The following is a 17083-nucleotide window of genomic DNA, read 5'->3' as shown; positions in this document are numbered from 1 at the left end:
GTTGAATCCTAGGGCTCGGAGCGGTCAAGCCCCGTATCCGCCGTCGACGTCGAGCTTCTGCCCCGACACGAAGCCGGCCCGGTCGGAGGCCAGGAAGCACACCGCCTCGGCGACGTCCCGGGCACTGCCGAAGCGGCGCAGGGGGATGTTGGCGCGGGTGACGAGCAGCGCCTCCTCCCCCAGCTCACCGGAGTCGATGAGCCGCTCGGCCATGCCGTCGGTGAGCATGCCGGGGCCCACCGCGTTGACCCGCACGCCGAAACGGCCCTCCTCGACCGCCAGGGCGCGCACCAGGGCCTCGATCGCGGCCTTGGGCGCCGAGGAGAGGCCGTCGCGCACGGGGAAGCGGGTGGTCGCGGCAGTGGTGACGGCCACGATGCTGCCGCCGAGGTCGCGCAGGTGCGGCAGGGCCGGGGCGGCGCAGGCGAAGAAGCCGGCGGCGTCGGCCTGCAGCTGCTCGGCCATCAGCACCGGGTCGACCGCCGAGAGGTGCACCATCGGCACGTGCGGGCCGGCCGCGTAGACCAGCGTGTGCAGGCCGCCGAAGACCGTGACCGCCTCGGCGATCACGGCCGCGGCCCGGTCGGCGGCCTGCGCCGACCCGAGGTCGAGGGGGTAGGCCTCGGCCCGCCGTCCCTGCGCACGGACGGCGTCGACCGCACCGCGCGCGCCGAGCTCGTTGCCGCGGTAGGTCAGCGCGACGTCGCTGCCCCGGACGGCGAGCAGCCCCGCGACGGCGGCGCCGATGCCACCGCTGCCGCCGATCACGAGGGCCGCGCCCGGGCGCTCGGCGAAGTCGGCGTCGGAGCCGCGACGCGGCCCGGGAGGTGGGGTCATGCCCCGATGCTCTCAGGCTCGGCGTGGATGCAGGCTCAGGTGCCGACGCGGAAGCTGCGCTCGTGCAGCCCGGTGGCGCCGTCGGGCAGCACGGGGCGGACGACGGCGGTCTGCACCCGGCCCTCGGCGTCGACGGCGCGCACCTTGACGACGTGCTCGCCCTCGTCGAGATCGACCTGGGTCGACCATTGGACCCAGGAGTCGACCCCGGCCGCCGTGGCCAGGGTGGCCTGCTGCCAGGCGCCGCCGTCGACGGCGATCTCGACGCGGCTGATGCCGGTGTGCTGCATCCACGCCTCGCCGGCGATCGTGACCGCCCCGGGAGGCAGGGTCTCGCCGTCGCGGGGCACGTCGATGCGGGACGCGATCTTCACCGGCCCCTGCTCGCCCCAGCCGCGCACGGTCCAGTAGGCGTCGACCTGGTCGAAGCGGGTGACCTCGTAGTCGACCACCCACTTCGTGCCCGAGACGTAGCCGTAGAGCCCCGGCACGATGGTGCGCACCGGGAAGCCGTGGTCGACCGGCAGCGGCCGGCCGTTCATCGCCACGGCGAGCATCGCGTTGCGGTCGTCGGTGAGCGCGGCCAGCGGCGTGCTGCAGTTCCAGCCGTCCTTCGAGGTCTGGAGCACGCAGTCGGCGTCCGGGGAGACGCCGGCCTCGGCCAGGAGCGGCGCGATGCGCACCCCGCTCCACCAGGCGTTGCCGATGAGGGTGCCGCCGACCTCGTTCGAGACGCAGTTGAGCGTGATCCAGTCCTCGGTGAACTCCCGCTTCAGCAGGTCGTCGAATGAGATCGTGATCTCGCGCTCCACCATGCCGTGGATGCGCAGCGACCACTCGTCGGGCGTGATGGTGGGCGGGGTGAAGACGGTGTGGATGACGTAGAAGTCGTCGCTCGGCGTCTGCCAGGGCGCCAGGCCCGGGACATCGGGGTGGACGCCGGCGGGTTGCTGCGGCTCGGTGACCTGCTCGAGCCGCAGGAGCTTGCGGGCCTGCTCGACCTGCTGGCGGCCGCGGCCGGCCATCCGGCCGACGACCCCGCCGAACGCGGCGAGGGAGGCCACGATGCCGGCGCGGATCAGGAACGAGCGGCGGGTGCCGGCGTCCTGGCTCGCTCCGAGCGAGGCGTCGTAGGAATCGGCGATGGCGGCCAGGCGCATCGGCTCGGTGACCGCGGAGAGCGCGAACGACCACGCGAGGAAGCCCACGACGATGGGCAGCTGGTCGATCGCCTGGGAGTCGCGCTGGACCGCCAGCGCGAGGCCGCCGATCGCGGCCAGCACGAGGAACCCGCCGATCGCGGCACCGAAGGAGCGCTCGGCGAGCACGCCGAGCCCGGCGAAGACGGCGGTGAGCACCGCGAGGATGCCGATGACCAGCACGAGCTTGTCGTGGTGGCCGAAGGACTGGATCGCCCATTCCACGGCTCCGCCCGGAGTGCGGCGGATGATCGCGTTGGCGACGCCGGAGACCGGGTCGTCGGTGGCGTCGAGCAGCCGCGCGGCGAGGTAGGCGACGGCGAGGCCGAGGTAGCCCGAGACGACGCCGGCCACCCACCAGGGGGCGACCTGGCGCACCGGCGGCGTCTCCGCGCGGGTGTCGGGTCGGAGGTCGGGGGAGGTCACACGCCGATTCTTGCTCGGGCATCATCATCGCGTGGACCCTTCGCCCTCCCCGCTCCTGCCGATCGTCGGCATCGGCACCGACGTGCACCGTCTGGTCGCCGGGGTGCCCATGCATCTGGGCGGCCTGCACTGGCCCGAGGAGACCCACGGTCTGGAGGGGCACAGCGACGCCGACGTCGCAGCGCACGCGGCCTGCGACGCGCTGCTCTCGGCGGCCGGGCTCGGCGACCTGGGCTCGAACTTCGGCACCAGCGCACCCGAATGGGCCGGTGCGTCGGGGGCCGCGCTGCTCGGCGAGACCGCACGCCGGGTACGGGCGGCCGGCTTCACGATCGGCAACGTGGCGATCCAGGTGATCGGCGAGCGGCCCCGGCTCGGGCCGCGCCGCGCGGAGGCCGAGGCGGCGCTCAGCGCGGCGTTGGACGGCGTCCGGGTGAGCCTGTCGGCCACCACCACCGACGGGCTCGGGCTGACCGGTCGCGGGGAGGGCGTGGCCGCGATCGCCACCGCGATCGTCGTCGCCGCGAGCTGAGGCTCCGGTCGATCCACGGACCATCCCGGAGAGTGGGACGGCCTCCGACCACGGTCGGATATCCGGACGCGGTGTCGCGATAACCCTTCCCGGACCGCGCTCGCGGCGCTAGCGTGATCGGGCTCACCCGCTCCATCACCGCCATCGGCACCGCCACCGCCACCGCCACGTCACCGCCACAGGAGCCGACCATGGTCGCCTCGACCCACCACCTCGTCACGCACGACGGTCTCGACCTGCACGTGACCACCTACGGTCGCGAGGACGCCGACGTCGCCGTCGTCCTGGCCCACTGCTGGACCGCCGACGAGGAGGACTGGCACTACCAGGTGCACGACCTGCTGGCCGCCTACGGCGACCGGCTGCGCATCGTCACCTGGGACCACCGCGGCCACGGCCGCTCCCAGGCCGCGCCGGAGCGGGCCTGCACGATCGAGAACCTCGCCGTCGACATGGGCGACATCATCGACACCTTCGCCCCGCACGGCCGCCTCGTACTCGCCGGGCACTCGATCGGCGGCATGACCATGACCGCCCTCCCGCAGGTGCGGCCCGAGCTCGTCGACCGGGTCGCCGGACTGCTGTTCGTCTCCACCTCCGCCGGCGAGCTCGACACGGTGACCCTCGGCCTGCCCGAGGTCGGGCCGCTGCTGCGGGCCCGCATCCCGGCCGTCCTGGCCCTGCGGGCGCGGCTGTACTCGCGCGCCAACCGCCGCCGCACGCCGTCCATCGAACGGCAGGTGGTGAACCGGTTCCTCTTCGGCACCCCGCTCCGCCTGCGCGACGCCGGGCTCGTGGTCGACCAGATCATCAACTGCCCGCCGGCCACGATGTCGGGCTTCTACCGCGACTTCATGACCCACGAGCGGGCGAGCGTGCTGAAGGCCTACGACGGCGTACCGACCCGGGTGCTGGTGGGCACGCGCGACCTGCTCACCCCGCCGCACCACGGACGCCGGCTCGCGGCGTCCATCGACGGCGCCCGGTTCCTCACCGTGCCCGGCGCGGGCCACATGCTGCCGCTCGAGCGCGACGAGCTGGTCTCCGCTCAGCTGATGGAGCTGGTCGAGGAGGCCGCCGCGACGACCTCCCCGGCGCCTCAGGCTCCGCTGACCGCGTAGGCCGCCAGCTCGCCGGCCAGCGCCTCGCTGGCGTGGCCGATGACCACCGACCCGTCGGCGGTGTGCTCGATGCTGGAGATCTCGCCGTGCTGGTGGAGGCGGTTGACGAGGTCGCCGCGCTCGTAGGGCAGGAGCACGTGAAACGGCACGGTCGGCCGTGGCAGCTCGGACTCCACGAGCTTCAGCGCCTCGGCGATGCCCTCGCCGGTGCGCGCGGAGACCACGACGCTGTGCGGCTCGCGGGCGCGAAGCCGCGCGATGACGAGCGGGTCGGCGAGGTCGGCCTTGTTGATGACGATGAGCTCGGGGATGTCCTTGACCCCGATGTCGGCGAAGACCTCGCGCACCGCGCTGATCTGGCCCTCGGGGTCGGGGTGCGAGCCGTCGACGACGTGCAGCACGAGATCGGCGTCCGCGACCTCCTCCAGCGTGGAGCGGAAGGCCTCGACGAGCTGGTGCGGCAGGTGCCGCACGAACCCGACGGTGTCGGAGACGGTGTAGACCCGGCCGTCGCTGGTGGTGGTGCGGCGCGTGGTGGGGTCGAGGGTGGCGAAGAGGGCGTCCTCGACGAGCACGCCCGCACTCGTGAGCCGGTTGAGCAGCGAGGACTTGCCGGCGTTGGTGTACCCGGCGATCGCGACCGAGGGGATCTGGTTGCGACGGCGCTCGGAGCGCTTGGCGTCGCGGGTGACCTTCATCTGCTTCAGGTCGCGGTTGAGCTTGGCGATCTTGGTGTTGATGCGGCGACGGTCGGTCTCGATCTTGGTCTCACCGGGACCGCGACCACCGATACCGGCACCGCCGGCCACCCGGCCACCGGCCTGGCGGGAGAGGTTGCCACCCCACCCGCGCAGGCGCTGCTTCATGTAAGTGAGCTGCGCGAGCTCGACCTGCGCCTGGCCCTCGCGGCTCTTCGCGTGCTGGGCGAAGATGTCGAGGATCAGCGCGGTGCGGTCGACGACCTTGACCTTGAGGCGGTCCTCCAGGTTGCGCAGCTGGGACGGCGCGAGCTCGCCGTCGCAGATGACGGTGTCGGCGCCGGTGACCTTGACGATCTCGGCGAGGCCCTCGACCTTGCCGCGGCCGATGTAGGTGGCCGGGTCGGGCGACTGGCGGCGCTGGTAGATCGCCTCGAGCACCTCCGAGCCGGCGGTCTCGGCGAGCAGGGCGAGCTCGGCGAGGGAGTTCTCGGCGTCGGCGATGCTGCCCTCGGTCCACACGCCCACCAGCACGACGCGCTCGAGGCGCAGCTGGCGGTACTCGACCTCGGTGATGTCCTCGAGCTCGGTGCGCAACTGCGCGACGCGGCGCAGCTGGTGGCGCTCGGCGAGCTCCATGGCCCCGACGGTGGGGTCCTCCTCGGGGTCGGGCTCGTCGGCGTAGCCGGAGACGAACCCGTCGTCGCTCCCGTCGTCGGTGTCGTCGGCGTCCCCGTCGTCCCCGAGGTCTCCGTCGAGGTCGACGGCGCTCTCCTCGAGGGCGTCGGCGTCGTCCCAGTCGTCGGTGGCCGCCAGTGCGGCGGCGAGGGAGAAGTCGGGTGCGTTCGTCATAGGCGATCCAGCGTAGGCCGCGCCCGGGCGCGGTGCGAACCCTTAACCTGCGCCCATGAGCGCGCCGGACCTGCCGCAGCTGCCCGACGGCGTCCGACTGCTCGGCATCACCGGCGCCCCGGGTGTCGGGAAATCGACCCTGGCGGCCGCGCTGGGCCGACCGGTCGTGCCGATGGACGGCTTCCACTACGCCGACGTCGAGCTGCGGCGTCGCGGCCTGCTCGACCGCAAGGGCGCACCTGAGACCTTCGATGCTCCGGGCTACGCGGCCCTGCTGCGGCGCGTGCGGGCGGGCGAGGACGACGTGGTGGCGCCGGCGTTCGAGCGCGACCTGGAGCAGCCGCTGGCCGGAGCGATCCACGTGCCGGCGGCCGGGCTGATCATCACCGAGGGCAACTACCTGCTGCTCGACGAGCCGCGATGGCACGCCGTCCGGACGGAGATCGAGGTGGTGTGGCACCTGCGGGTGGACGACGTCCTGCGCCGCGAGCGGCTGATCGCGCGGCATGTGCGGTTCGGCAAGACCCCGGCCGAGGCGCGGGCGTGGGTGGCGCGGGTCGACGAGGCCAACGCGCGGCTGGTGGAGGCCGCGGCGGTGCGGGCCGACGTCGTCCTGGAGCTGCCGGGGCAGTAGGGGCTGCCCGGGCAGTAGGGGCTGTAGGCCGCTGAACGCGACAGCGGCCGGACCCTGGTGGGCCCGGCCGCCGTCGGATCAGCGGATCAGCAGGTCACTTGGGGGGCATCCGGATGCCGCCGTCGACGCGGATGACCTCGGCGTTCATGTAGGAGTTGGTGATGGTCTCGACGACCATCGAGGCGAGCTCCTCGCTGGTGCCGAGGCGGTGCGGGAAGAGCACGTTCTTGCCGAGGTTGGCCTTGAACGCGTCGGCGGCCTCGCCCTCGCCGTAGATGGGGGTGTCGATGAGGCCCGGCGCCACGGTGTTGAGGCGGATGCCGGCCGCGGAGAGGTCGCGCGCGACCGGGAGGTTCATGCCGACGACGCCGCCCTTGGACGCCGAGTAGGCCGCCTGGCCGATCTGGCCGTCGAAGGCGGCGACCGAGGCGAGGTTGCAGATGGCGCCGCGGCAGCCGTCGGCGTCGGGCTCGTTGCGGCTCATCGCGGTGGCCGCGAGGCGCACCATGTCGAAGGTGCCGATGAGGTTGATCGCGATGACCTTGGTGAAGGCGCCGAGGTCGAAGGCGGAGTCGTACTGGCCGTCGCGGCCGATGGTGCGCTGCGCCCAGCCGATGCCGGCGGAGTTCACGACCGCGCGCAGCGGGGCGATCTCGGCCGCGGCCTCGACGGCGGCGAGGATCTGATCGGTGTTGGTGACGTCGACCTGGGCGAAGACGCCCCCGATCTCGGCCGCGAGGGCCTCGCCCTTGTCGGCCTGGAGGTCGGCGACGACGACCGTCGCGCCCTTGGCGGCGAGGAGGCGGGCGGCCGCGGCGCCGATGCCCGACGCTCCGCCCGTGACGATGGCACTGGCTCCGTTGATGTCCATGCCGCGGAGCATAGCGATTGCGACACCATCACTGTCACGGTCGGACCGCAGGGTGAGCGAGGCCTGGTGCGGGGCGATGCGCCAGTTTCCCCGGCCGGCCGGGGAAACTGGCCGAAAACCGGCCCCGGCGGCCCGATTCCGGGCAGTTCCGCCTGTCCGATGTGACCAGTGGTGTTGGTGGGACCCGGATCAGGAGATTGGTCAGGTGAGTCTGGCGGTGGGCGTACGAAACTTGAGCTGACCAGCGACAGAGTCACCGGCCGGCCGGTGACTCAGACGTCCGGCCCGCACCCGCGACCGCCCCGCACCTCAGAGTGCGGTCTCGCCCCGCGCCACGATCTCGGCGGGCCCGGTCATGAAGACCTCGTCGTCGGCGGCCCAGGTGATCGTCAGGGTGCCGCCGGGGAGGTCGACCCGGTAGGTGACCTCCTCCCCCGCCACGCGACCGTCGGCCACGGCGGCGGCCACGGCCACCGCGCACGCGCCGGTGCCGCACGAGCGGGTCTCTCCCGAACCGCGCTCGTGCACGCGCATGGCGACGTGGCGGTCGCCGCGCCGCAGCACGAACTCGACGTTGACGCCGAGCGGGTAGACGGCGGGGTCGTGCACGGGCGGCTCGAGCAGCCGGCCGACCGGGCCGGAGGGGTCGAGGGAGTCGACGAAGGCGACCGCATGCGGGTTGCCGACGTCGACATGGCGTGCCGCCCAGGTCAGGTGGCCGACCGAGACCGCGGTCTCGCCGAGCACCTGGGGGCGCCCCATCGCCACCCGCAGCTGCGACCCGGCGACCTCGATGGTCTTGACGCCGTCACGGGTGGCCACGGGGATCGGGGCGGCCGGATCGACCAGCCCCTCCTCGAGCAGGTGGCGGGCGAAGACCCGGATGCCGTTGCCGCACATCTCCGAGACCGAGCCGTCGGCGTTGCGGTAGTCCATGCACCACTCGGCGTGCTCGGCCAGGTGCGCGAGCTCGGGCAGGGACGCCGTCCGGATCACCCGCAGGACGCCGTCGCCGCCGATGCCCGCGCGCCGGTCGCACAGGGCGCGCACCCGGGTCGGGTCGAGGGCGCCGTGCACCGAGCCGTCGTGGTCGGGCAACAGCACGAAGTCGTTCTGGGTGCCGTGACCCTTGAGGAAGGGGTAGGTCACGGGTGCTTCCTCGTGGCGTAGAGGCCGTCGCGGTAGCCCTCGCCGTAGTACTCGTCGAGCGCTTCGAGCGGCAGGTCGTTGGCCTCGACCTCCTTGGCGATGACGGCGCGGCGCGGCACCCGCGCGTCGGGCTCCCAGGTCTCGGGCTCCCACAGTTCGCTGCGCAGGAACGCCTTGCTGCAGTGGAAGAAGACCTCCTCGACGTCGACGACGACGGCGAGGATCGGGCGGTGGCCCTGGACGACCATGTCGTCGAAGAACGGTGCCTCGGAGACCAGTCGCGCCCGGCCGTTGACGCGCAGCGTGTCGCCGCGGCCGGGGATCAGGAACAGCAGTCCCACGTGGGGGTTGTCCAGGATGTTGCGGTAGCCGTCGACGCGCCGGTTGCCGGGACGCTCGGCGATCGCGATCGTGCGCTCGTCGATGACGTGGGTGAGCCAGCCGGCGGGGTCGCCCTTGGGCGAGGCGTCGCACCGGCCCTCGGCGTCGGCGGTCGCGAGCACGCAGAACGGCGAGGCCCCCAGCCAGTCGATGTCGACCGGCAGCAGGTGGTCGCGGCCCTTGTCGCGGGCCCGAGCGTTGGGCTCGCCGACCACCGCCACCAGCGCATCGATGCTCTCGATGAGGGTCTCGGCGCCGGCGCCGTTCGTGGTCGTCACCCGCTCACGGTACCGGCGCGGCCCGCGGGCCGACGACCCGATAACGGGCGCAGGCGAACGCGCGGTTGCGGTCGAGCTCGAGCAGTTCGAGGTCGTAACGCCGCGGGAAGAGCGGTCGGCCCGCACCGAGCACGACAGGGGCGAGGCTCACCTCGATCTCGTCCAAGGCCCCCGCCTCGGCGAACTGGGCGGCCAGATCGCCACCGCCCACCACCCACAGCTCGCGCTCGCCCGCCGCGGCCCGCAGCTCCGGGAGCACCTCGGCGACCGCACCGCTGACGAACCGCACGTCGCCGGGAGGCTCAGGGAACCGGCGGTGGGTGAAGACCCAGCACGGCTGGGTGTAGCTCCAGCCGCCGGTCTGCTCGAGATGGTCGAGCACCCACTGGTAGGTGGTGGCGCCCATGGCCAGGGCACCCACCCGATCGATGAAGGCGGAGTAGGAGAACGCCCCCTCGGGGTCGATGTCCTGCGACATCAGCCAGTCGAGGGAGTCGTGCTCGTCGGCGAGGAACCCGTCGAGGGTGGCGGCGGTGTAGAAGACGGAACGGCCCATGGAGCAAGCCTGGACCCTCGCACCGACAGAACCCGAGGGGCGACCTCAGCTCCGGTCGGCGACCGCGCGGACGGCGTCCAGCGCCTGCTCGACGCGCTGGGGGTCGTCGAAGCGCACCCAGACGATGCGCGGGTCCTTGCGGAACCAGGAGTCCTGGCGGCGCGCGAAGCGGCGGGTGGCGACGACGGTGCGCTCGCGCGCCTCCGCCTCGCTGATCTCGCCCGCCAGGTGGGCGGCGACCTCGCGGTAACCGATGGCCATCGCAGCGGTGCGGGACGACGCCAGCCCGGCGGCCAGCAGCCGCTCGACCTCGGCGACGAACCCGGCCTCGAACATCTCGGCCACCCGCGCCTCGATGCGGGCGTCGAGGGTCGGCCGGTCGATGTCGACGCCGATCTGGACGGTGCGCGGGTCGGCGTACTCCAACTGCGGGAGGCTGGCGCTGAAGGGGCGGCCGGTGATCTCGACGACCTCCAGGGCGCGCACGACACGTCGTCCGTTCTCGACCAGGATGCGGGCCGCCGCCTCCGGGTCGACCGCGGCGAGTCGCGCGTGCAGGGCGACCGAGCCGACGGCGTCCAACTCGGCCTCGAGGCGCGCGCGCACCTCCGGATCGGTGCCGGGGAACTCGAAACGGTCGAGCACCGCGCGGGTGTAGAGCGCCGAGCCGCCCACCAGCACCGGGACGACGTCGCGCGCACGCAGGTCGACGACGGCCTCGCGCGCCCACTGCTGGAACTCCGCGACCGTGGCCGGATCGGTGACCTCGAGCCGGTCGAGCAGATGATGGACGATGCCGCGCCGCTCGGCGGGAGGGAGCTTGGCGGTGCCGACGTCCATGCCGCGGTAGACCTGCATGGCGTCGGTGTTGACGATCTCGCCGCCGAGCCGCTCGGCGAGGTCGAGGGAGAGGCCGGTCTTGCCCGCTGCGGTCGCGCCGACGACCGCCACGATCGGCGGCGGAGCGGGCTTCGGCATGCCGCTAGTGTGACGGTGATCCGACCCGCACACCGTTCCAGGGGGCAGCGATGGGGTTCCTCGACAAGCTCGGCAAGATCGACAAGGCGAAGCTGGAGAAGGCCGCCGGCCAGGCGCGCGAGAAGCTCGGCGACGCCGTCGACAAGCACGGCGACAAGATCGCCGGCGGCATCGACAAGGCCGCGCAGGCTGCCGACAAGCGCACCGGCGGCAAGCACCACGACGCCATCGCGAAGGGTGCGGCGAAGGCCAAGGAGGGGCTCTCCAAGCTCGACTCCAAGCCGGACGCCGGCCCGGGCACCGGCACCGGAACCGACTCCCCCGACGGCACCGCGCGGTGATCGAGGGCCGCTTCTCGATCATCCCCGCGGCCTACGTGCTCCTGCTGCGCGAGGCCGACGACGGCACCGAGGTGCTGCTCCAGCTGCGGCAGAACACCGGCTTCATGGACGGCCACTGGGCCAGCGCCGCGGCGGGTCACGTCGAGGCCGGCGAGACGGCGTCCGCCGCCGCGCTGCGCGAGGCCCGCGAGGAGCTCGGCCTGACCGACGCCGACCTCCACTTCGTCACCGCGATGCAGCGCACCAACGGCCCCGAGCCGATCGAGCAGCGCATCGACTTCTTCTTCGCCGCCCGCTCCTGGAGCGGTGATCCCGCCATCCAGGAGGCGGCCAAGGCGGCCGAGCTGCGGTGGGCACGGCTGGGCGAGCTCGACGCGCTGCCCGGCCCCGTCGTCCCGCACGAGCGGTACGTGCTCGACGGGTTGCACGCCCGCACGTTGGCGCCGTACGTGACGTTCGGGTTCGAGCCCGGCCGAGGCTAGCGGTTTCGGATCGCTCGACTCGCCTCAGAGCCGCGTGATCTCCAGCGGGGTCTCGACCGCACGGTCTCCCTCGCGTCGCACGGCGTACGCACCGGCGTTCGGCTTCTCCGCGTACGCCCCTGCGAACGCCGTGCCGCGGTAGAGGACGCCGGCGCCGTCGTCGGTGGCGAAGCCGTCGGGCAACGTGCCGTCGGCGACGCAGCGCTGTAGCAGCGGACGACGCTGCTCCTCGGCGTCGTAATGGACGCCGTTGCTGTAGGGCAGCAGCGCGAGGCCGTTGTCGATGGGCCGCAGATCGGGTCCGAAGGAGTCGGTCGGTCCGCCCACGTGCCAGCAGATCGAGCCGGCCGAGACGCCGGTGAGCACGACCCCGGCCTCCCACGCGGCGCGCATCGCCGCGTCGACGCCGTGCAGGCGCCACATCGCGAGAAGCCCGGCGACGCTGCCGCCCCACACCCAGATGAGGTCCTGGTCGAGGAGGTGGGCGGCGATGTCGTCGTGGTTCGGCATCGTGAACAGCTGGAGGTGGCTGGCCTCGAGGCCGCGCACCCGCGCCATCTCGTAGAGGTCGCGGGTCAGCCGGGCGTCGTCGCCGCACGCCGTCGGCACGAAGCACACCTTCGGCGCCCGGCCGGTCACGCCGGTGAGGTCGAGCGCGAGCTCGGTGAGGGGTCCGACCTCGAACATGGTCCGGCCGCCCCACCGGAAGCCGCCCGAGGTCGCCAGGATCGTGGGGGTCTCTGCTGGCATTCCTTTACCTTAGGGGGCGGGAGTTTCCCCGGTCAGCCGGGGAAACTCCCTCTTGGCACAGCAAGCATTCCCTGACAAGCGGGAGTTTCCCCTGACAAGCAGGTCGGGTGGGACGCCGCCGGAGGCTTCGGACCGAAGCCCGGTCAGCCGCAGGCGGGTGCAGCAGGCAGCGGCGCGGGGACGCCGACGGTCGGCATCCCGAGGCCCACCCCCGAACCGCCGGACGGGGACGCCGTCCGGGCCGCCCAGGCGTCGCCCGAGCGGGTACGCCGGACGCCGTGCACGGTGTCGGCGACCAGGTGGTGCGGGGCGGCGTAGGTGATCTCGGCGGTGACGACGTCGCCCGGGCGCACGGGGGCGTCGAGTCCCTGCGGCACGGCGAGGTGCACGAGCCGGTTGTCGGGGGCGCGGCCCGACAGGCGCGCGGTCTCGGCGTCCTTCTTGCCCTCGCCCTCGGCGATCATCACCTCGACGGTGCGGCCGAGGAGGGTCTTGTTCTCCTCCCAGGCGATCGCGTTGACGAGCTCGACGAGCCGGCCGTAGCGGTCCTTCACCACGGCGGGGTCGATCTGGTCGGGCAGGTCGGCGGCCGGAGTGCCGGGGCGCTTGGAGTACTGGAAGGTGAAGGCGCTGGCGAAGCGGGAGGCCTCGACGACGCGCAGGGTCTCGGCGAAGTCGTCCTCGGTCTCGCCCGGGAAGCCGACGATGATGTCGGTGGTGATCGCGGCGTGCGGGATGGCCGCGCGCACCCGCTCGATGATGCCGAGGTAACGCTCGGCGCGGTAGCTGCGACGCATCGCCTTGAGGATGCGGTCGGACCCGGACTGCAGCGGCATGTGCAGGCTCGGCATCACGTTCGGCGTCTGCGCCATCGCCTCGATGACGTCGTCGGTGAACTCGGCCGGGTGCGGGCTCGTGAACCGCACCCGCTCCAGCCCCTCGATGCCGCCGCAGGCGCGCAGCAGCTTGGAGAACGCCTGCCGGTCGCCGAACTCCACGCCGTAGGCGTTGACGTTCTGGCCGAGGAGGGTGATCTCGCTGACGCCCTCGGCGACGAGCGCCTCGATCTCGGCGAGGATCTCGCCGGGGCGGCGGTCCTTCTCCTTGCCGCGCAGCGCCGGGACGATGCAGAACGTGCAGGTGTTGTTGCACCCGACGCTGACGCTTACCCACGCGGCGTACGCCGACTCGCGGCGGGTCGGCAGGGTGCTCGGGAACACCTCGAGGGACTCCAAGATCTCGACCTGGGCCTCCTCGGCCACCCGCGCCCGCTCCAGCAGCACCGGCAGCGAGCCGATGTTGTGGGTGCCGAAGACGACGTCGACCCACGGCGCCCGCTCGGTGATCGTGGCGCGGTCCTTCTGGGCCAGGCAGCCGCCGACGGCGATCTGCATGCCCGGGTGCGCGGCCTTCACCGGCGCCAGGTGGCCGAGGTTGCCGTAGAGCTTGTTGTCGGCGTTCTCCCGCACCGCGCAGGTGTTGAACACGACGACGTCGGCCTGCTCGCCGGCCGCGGGCCGCACGTACCCGGCGTCCTCGAGGAGACCGCCCAGGCGCTCGGAGTCGTGGACGTTCATCTGGCACCCGTAGGTGCGGACCTCGTAGGTGCGGGGCTGGGCGTCGGTCGTCATGGCGCGTCCAGGGTACGGCGGGAGGCCGGTGGGGGCGGAACCAGCAGGCACGTCCGGACCGCGTCCGACTCGACGACGCCGGACAGCCCCGGGTGACGGTGGGTCACCCGGGGCTGTCGCGGTGCGGGTCGTGTCAGCGGTTGGCGGCCGGGTTGGTGCCCCGCTCGACCTCCCTACCGTCGGGGACCCCGCCCTTGTCGGTGTCGGCCCGGGTCGGGTCGGTCTTGTCACCGAAACGACGGTTGGCCGAGCCGGTGATCTCCTCGGTGTCGCTGAGTCCGTCGCGGTCGGTGTCGGCACGACGCGGGTCGGTGACCCGGGTACGGATGACGTAGGCGCCCACCTTGGTGAGGACTCGCTGGTTGATGCGATGTCCCGCGACCTCGGCGCCGTCGTCCAGTCCGTCACCGTCGGTGTCGGCGAGGAGCGGGTCGGTGCGGACGAGACCGATGGCCCGCCCCTTGCCGCCGGGGCCGCGGCCGTAGAACACCTTCGCGCCGAGGATGACTCCCGAGACCTCGACCGCATCGGTGAGGCCGTCGCCGTCGGTGTCGGCGATCTGCGGATCGGTACCGAGATCTGCCTCGGCGGCGTCGCTGAGGCCGTCACCGTCGGTATCGCCCGATTCGGTGACCGTGAGGGTGCCGTTCGCGAAGGCGACCTCGTAGTTCCGCGACGCGACGGTGCCGCGGCTGATGTCGATCGGATAGACGCCGACCGGGGAGTCCGCGCCTGCCTGCGTGCCGATCTCCGGAGTGCCGGTGATCGCGTCGGACGGCGCGGTGTCACCGGCGACGAGGCCCTCTGCGGTGTAGGTCAACACGGGGTTGTCGGTACCGAATGCCCGGGTCTTGTCATCAGCGCGCAGCACCAGAGGGGCCGGTGTGATGGTGAGTTTCCCCGGCGCGTAGACGAGGGAGTAGTTGCCGCCGGCGGAACCCCCCGAGCAGACGATCTCGTGGACACCGACGTTCCGCGCCTCGCCCTGCACGGCACAGGTGGCCGGCTGCGTCAGCGCGGGCGCACCGAACACGGTGTAGCCGAACGTCGGGTTGGGAGCCCCGAAGACCCGGGACGCGTTGTCGCTCACCACGGCGGCCGTGACCTTGGTGACGGTCAGGGTCGCCGTCGTGGTGGTGTCGAGGTCGTAGACGTCGTCGCTACCGCCGCTGCAGCGGATCACGTACGTGCCGGCGTCCTTGAAGGAGCCCTGGACACCGCAGACGGGGGCCTGGTCGGGCACGAAGCCGGCGGGGACGCCGGTGATCGAGTAGGTGAACGCCGGGGCGGCGTCGCCGAACCTGATCGTCTTCGCGTCGGGCACGACGGTGCCGGTGTTCTTGGCGATCACGAGGTTGGCGGTGCCGACGGTGAGGCTGTAGTTCGGACCTGCCGACAGGTTGCACGTGATCGGATAGGTCCCGGGCGCGGACGGCGTGCCGGTCACGCCGCAGGTGCCGGTGACGGCGTCGTTGCCGACGAGGGATCCGCCGGTGATCTGGTAGCTGTAGGTGCTCGGCAGTGGCTCGCCGACGGCGATCGCCTTGGAGTCGGGCGTGACGGCGACGGTCCGCTGGGTGACCGTGAGGGTCCCGGAGGTGTACGCGATGGCGTACTTCTCGCTGGCCGTCGCGCCCGAGCAGGTGATGGCCGAGGTTCCGACCGAACCCCCTCCCGAGGTGGTGCACGTCGGGGTCGTCGTCAGCTGGTCACCGCCGGACAGTCCCGAGACCTGGTAAGTGAAGGTCGGGTTGGGGTCGCCGTAGGTCTTGGTCTGGTTGTCCGCGGCGATCGTGACGGTGCTCGGGATGAGGACCGTCACCGGATCGGAGGCCGCCGATGCTGCCGACTCGTTGCCGCCGTCGTCGATCGCCGTCGCGGTGAACGTGTAGGAGGTGCCGCCCTGGAGGCCGGTCACGGTGCAGGTGCGGGATTCGGCGGTCGCGGAGACGGTGCAGGTCTTCGCGCCCGGGGAGGAGGTGACCTTGTAGGAGACCGGCTCGATGGTCCCGGTCGTGGTCGGCGCGACGGTGACCGCCGCGGAGCCGTAGCCGGCCGTCGCCGTCGGCTTGCCGGGCGCATCGGGACCGGCCGCGGGGATGTAGCTGATGTAGAGGATCCCAGCGGCCGTGTTGGAGCCCGTGAGCGTGGTGATCGGCGCACTCAGGCCAGCGCTGTAGCCGGTGCCGCCGGCACCGGAGTACGCGCCACCGCCACCGCCGCCGCCGCCGTAGTACCCGCCGCCACCGCCGGCGCCACCGCCGGCATTGCCGCCGGAGCCGCCCTGGCCCGGTGTGATCGTGGTGCCGTCCGAGGACGCCGGACCGGATCCGTCACCGCCGATGAAGATGCCCTCCGCGCTGCCCTTCGGCGTGGTGCCGCTCGTCGCAACGTTGTTGCTCTGAGGGCCTCCTCCGTTGCCCCCGGCCCCGCTGCCGCTACCGCTGCCTCCCGGAGTCGTCCCCGTGGCAGCGCCACCGCCACCGCCACCGGCCGCGGCGATGAGCGTGGTTCCCAGGAAGAGGAAGGTGCCTCCGCCACCTCCTGACCCGTTGGTGGCGGCGCCGCCACCACCCACGGCGCTCGGCGAGCCCGAGGGGGAGTTGAGGCCCCTGGCGCCGCTGAGGTAGTGGTAGGTCTTGCCGGCGGCGTCGGCGAGGGCGCCCTTGACATAGCCGCCGTTGCCGCCGGGCGCGGCACCGTTGTTGCCCGCACCGCCCTGGGCACCCTGGAGGGTCGCCTCGACGTTGGTCGCGTTGCTGGGGACGGTGATCGTGCCGCTACCAGCGCCGAACACCGCCTTGACACACCTGTCCTGGATGACGAGCCAGCCCGAGGGACAGGTGGGGGCGGCCTGCGCCGGGCTGGCCGGGGCGAAGGCGACGAGGGACGCGACGATCGCGGCGGCGAGCGAACCGGCGGCGAGACGCGTGCGCCTCCGCCTTGAGTTCTCGCTGTTTTCGGGGTCGCGGAAACTGATGGGGGGCATGAGTGCTCCGTGAGGTGATGGGGGGGTTGGGTGCGGGAACCGAGGGGGGGTGGGGGTTCCGAGGATGATGGACGACGACGTGAGCGCCGCTCAGCGGCGGCCTCCCCCAGCATCCATGTGCCGGGCGGCGACGACCGTCCACTCATCCGACTGGTGGCGGTGCCCGCACCATAACCCGCCGCGGCAGCGCCTGGGGCATTCCGCCTGAACCACGACGACGAGCACCAGGCCGCAGACGACGTCCGGCCGGGGTGGACGTCCGAACCTTTCACTCCGCGTACGAAGCTTCACACGCCGACCGAAAGTTTCGGCGGTCGACCGCTGAAGGTTCGGCGGTCGGCCGCTGAATCTTTCGGTGGGAGTGCGAACCTTCGTACG

16 protein-coding genes are annotated in these 17083 nt (G+C 72.5%); 5 read left to right on the top strand and 11 right to left on the bottom strand.

Annotation, left to right across the window (positions count from 1 at the left end; all coding sequences use genetic code 11):
• Nucleotides 1-24: 24 nt before the first annotated feature.
• Nucleotides 25-837: an SDR family NAD(P)-dependent oxidoreductase gene (locus ABD671_RS09885; RefSeq protein WP_344733172.1), complete on the bottom strand. Its 813-nt coding sequence runs from the start codon at nt 835-837 to the stop codon at nt 25-27.
• Between the two features lie 35 nt (nt 838-872).
• On the bottom strand, nt 873-2462 hold the full coding sequence (locus ABD671_RS09880; protein WP_344733171.1) for a molybdopterin-dependent oxidoreductase: 1590 nt from the start codon (nt 2460-2462) through the stop codon (nt 873-875).
• Nucleotides 2463-2493: 31 nt separating this feature from the next.
• Here ABD671_RS09880 and ispF point away from each other — a divergent pair, with 31 nt between their 5' ends.
• Nucleotides 2494-2994 (top strand): 2-C-methyl-D-erythritol 2,4-cyclodiphosphate synthase, encoded by a 501-nt coding sequence (gene ispF, locus ABD671_RS09875; protein WP_344733170.1) that lies wholly within the window; start codon nt 2494-2496, stop codon nt 2992-2994.
• Between the two features lie 191 nt (nt 2995-3185).
• Nucleotides 3186-4115, top strand: coding sequence for an alpha/beta fold hydrolase (locus ABD671_RS09870; protein ID WP_344733169.1), 930 nt, complete (start codon nt 3186-3188; stop codon nt 4113-4115).
• On the opposite strand, the gene hflX is transcribed toward ABD671_RS09870, so the two are convergent.
• Nucleotides 4094-5665: a GTPase HflX gene (gene hflX, locus ABD671_RS09865; protein ID WP_344733168.1), complete on the bottom strand. Its 1572-nt coding sequence runs from the start codon at nt 5663-5665 to the stop codon at nt 4094-4096. The two genes, ABD671_RS09870 and hflX, sit on opposite strands and share 22 nt — an antisense overlap.
• Before the next feature lie 55 nt (nt 5666-5720).
• Between hflX and ABD671_RS09860 the strand changes: the two genes are divergently transcribed.
• Complete coding sequence (locus ABD671_RS09860; RefSeq protein ID WP_344733167.1) at nt 5721-6299, top strand: nucleoside/nucleotide kinase family protein; 579 nt, start codon at nt 5721-5723, stop codon at nt 6297-6299.
• Nucleotides 6300-6393: 94 nt separating this feature from the next.
• On the opposite strand, the gene ABD671_RS09855 is transcribed toward ABD671_RS09860, so the two are convergent.
• The 5 genes from ABD671_RS09855 to miaA all read right to left on the bottom strand — a co-directional run bounded on the left by ABD671_RS09855 (nt 6394) and on the right by miaA (nt 10512).
• The gene (locus ABD671_RS09855; RefSeq protein WP_344733166.1) at nt 6394-7170 is read right to left on the bottom strand and encodes an SDR family NAD(P)-dependent oxidoreductase; all 777 of its coding nucleotides are present in this window, start codon (nt 7168-7170) and stop codon (nt 6394-6396) included.
• A gap of 309 nt (nt 7171-7479) precedes the next feature.
• Nucleotides 7480-8319, bottom strand: coding sequence for a diaminopimelate epimerase (dapF, locus tag ABD671_RS09850; RefSeq protein ID WP_344733165.1), 840 nt, complete (start codon nt 8317-8319; stop codon nt 7480-7482).
• Entirely contained in the window at nt 8316-8978 is a 663-nt protein-coding gene (locus ABD671_RS09845) for an MSMEG_1061 family FMN-dependent PPOX-type flavoprotein (RefSeq protein ID WP_344733164.1), read from the bottom strand. The genes dapF and ABD671_RS09845 overlap by 4 nt, the downstream gene beginning before the upstream one ends.
• A gap of 4 nt (nt 8979-8982) precedes the next feature.
• A complete protein-coding gene (locus tag ABD671_RS09840) occupies nt 8983-9534 on the bottom strand; it encodes a dihydrofolate reductase family protein (protein ID WP_344733163.1) in 552 nt (183 codons plus the stop codon).
• Between the two features lie 45 nt (nt 9535-9579).
• Nucleotides 9580-10512, bottom strand: a complete 933-nt coding sequence (miaA, locus tag ABD671_RS09835) for a tRNA (adenosine(37)-N6)-dimethylallyltransferase MiaA (protein ID WP_344733162.1) — start codon at nt 10510-10512, stop codon at nt 9580-9582.
• A 50-nt stretch (nt 10513-10562) separates the two neighbouring features.
• On the opposite strand from miaA, the gene ABD671_RS09830 reads away from it, so the two are divergent.
• Both ABD671_RS09830 and ABD671_RS09825 read left to right on the top strand, forming a co-directional pair.
• On the top strand, nt 10563-10853 hold the full coding sequence (locus ABD671_RS09830; protein WP_344733161.1) for an antitoxin: 291 nt from the start codon (nt 10563-10565) through the stop codon (nt 10851-10853).
• Nucleotides 10850-11335, top strand: coding sequence for an NUDIX domain-containing protein (locus ABD671_RS09825; protein ID WP_344733160.1), 486 nt, complete (start codon nt 10850-10852; stop codon nt 11333-11335). Before ABD671_RS09830 ends, ABD671_RS09825 begins: the two co-directional genes overlap by 4 nt.
• A gap of 24 nt (nt 11336-11359) precedes the next feature.
• Here the strand turns inward: ABD671_RS09825 and ABD671_RS09820 are convergent, their stop codons facing one another.
• The 3 genes from ABD671_RS09820 to ABD671_RS09810 form a co-directional block, all read right to left on the bottom strand.
• Nucleotides 11360-12085, bottom strand: coding sequence for a Type 1 glutamine amidotransferase-like domain-containing protein (locus tag ABD671_RS09820; RefSeq protein ID WP_344733159.1), 726 nt, complete (start codon nt 12083-12085; stop codon nt 11360-11362).
• Between the two features lie 143 nt (nt 12086-12228).
• Entirely contained in the window at nt 12229-13716 is a 1488-nt protein-coding gene (gene miaB / locus ABD671_RS09815) for a tRNA (N6-isopentenyl adenosine(37)-C2)-methylthiotransferase MiaB (RefSeq protein WP_344733158.1), read from the bottom strand.
• Between the two features lie 133 nt (nt 13717-13849).
• Nucleotides 13850-16705: an MBG domain-containing protein gene (locus tag ABD671_RS09810; RefSeq protein WP_344733157.1), complete on the bottom strand. Its 2856-nt coding sequence runs from the start codon at nt 16703-16705 to the stop codon at nt 13850-13852.
• Nucleotides 16706-17083 lie beyond the last annotated feature (378 nt).

Origin of the sequence: Nocardioides fonticola, assembly GCF_039536805.1 — a bacterium.
In the GTDB taxonomy this organism is placed as follows: Bacteria; Actinomycetota; Actinomycetes; order Propionibacteriales; family Nocardioidaceae; genus Nocardioides; species Nocardioides fonticola.
This window is presented reverse-complemented; position numbering and strand designations above follow the sequence as displayed.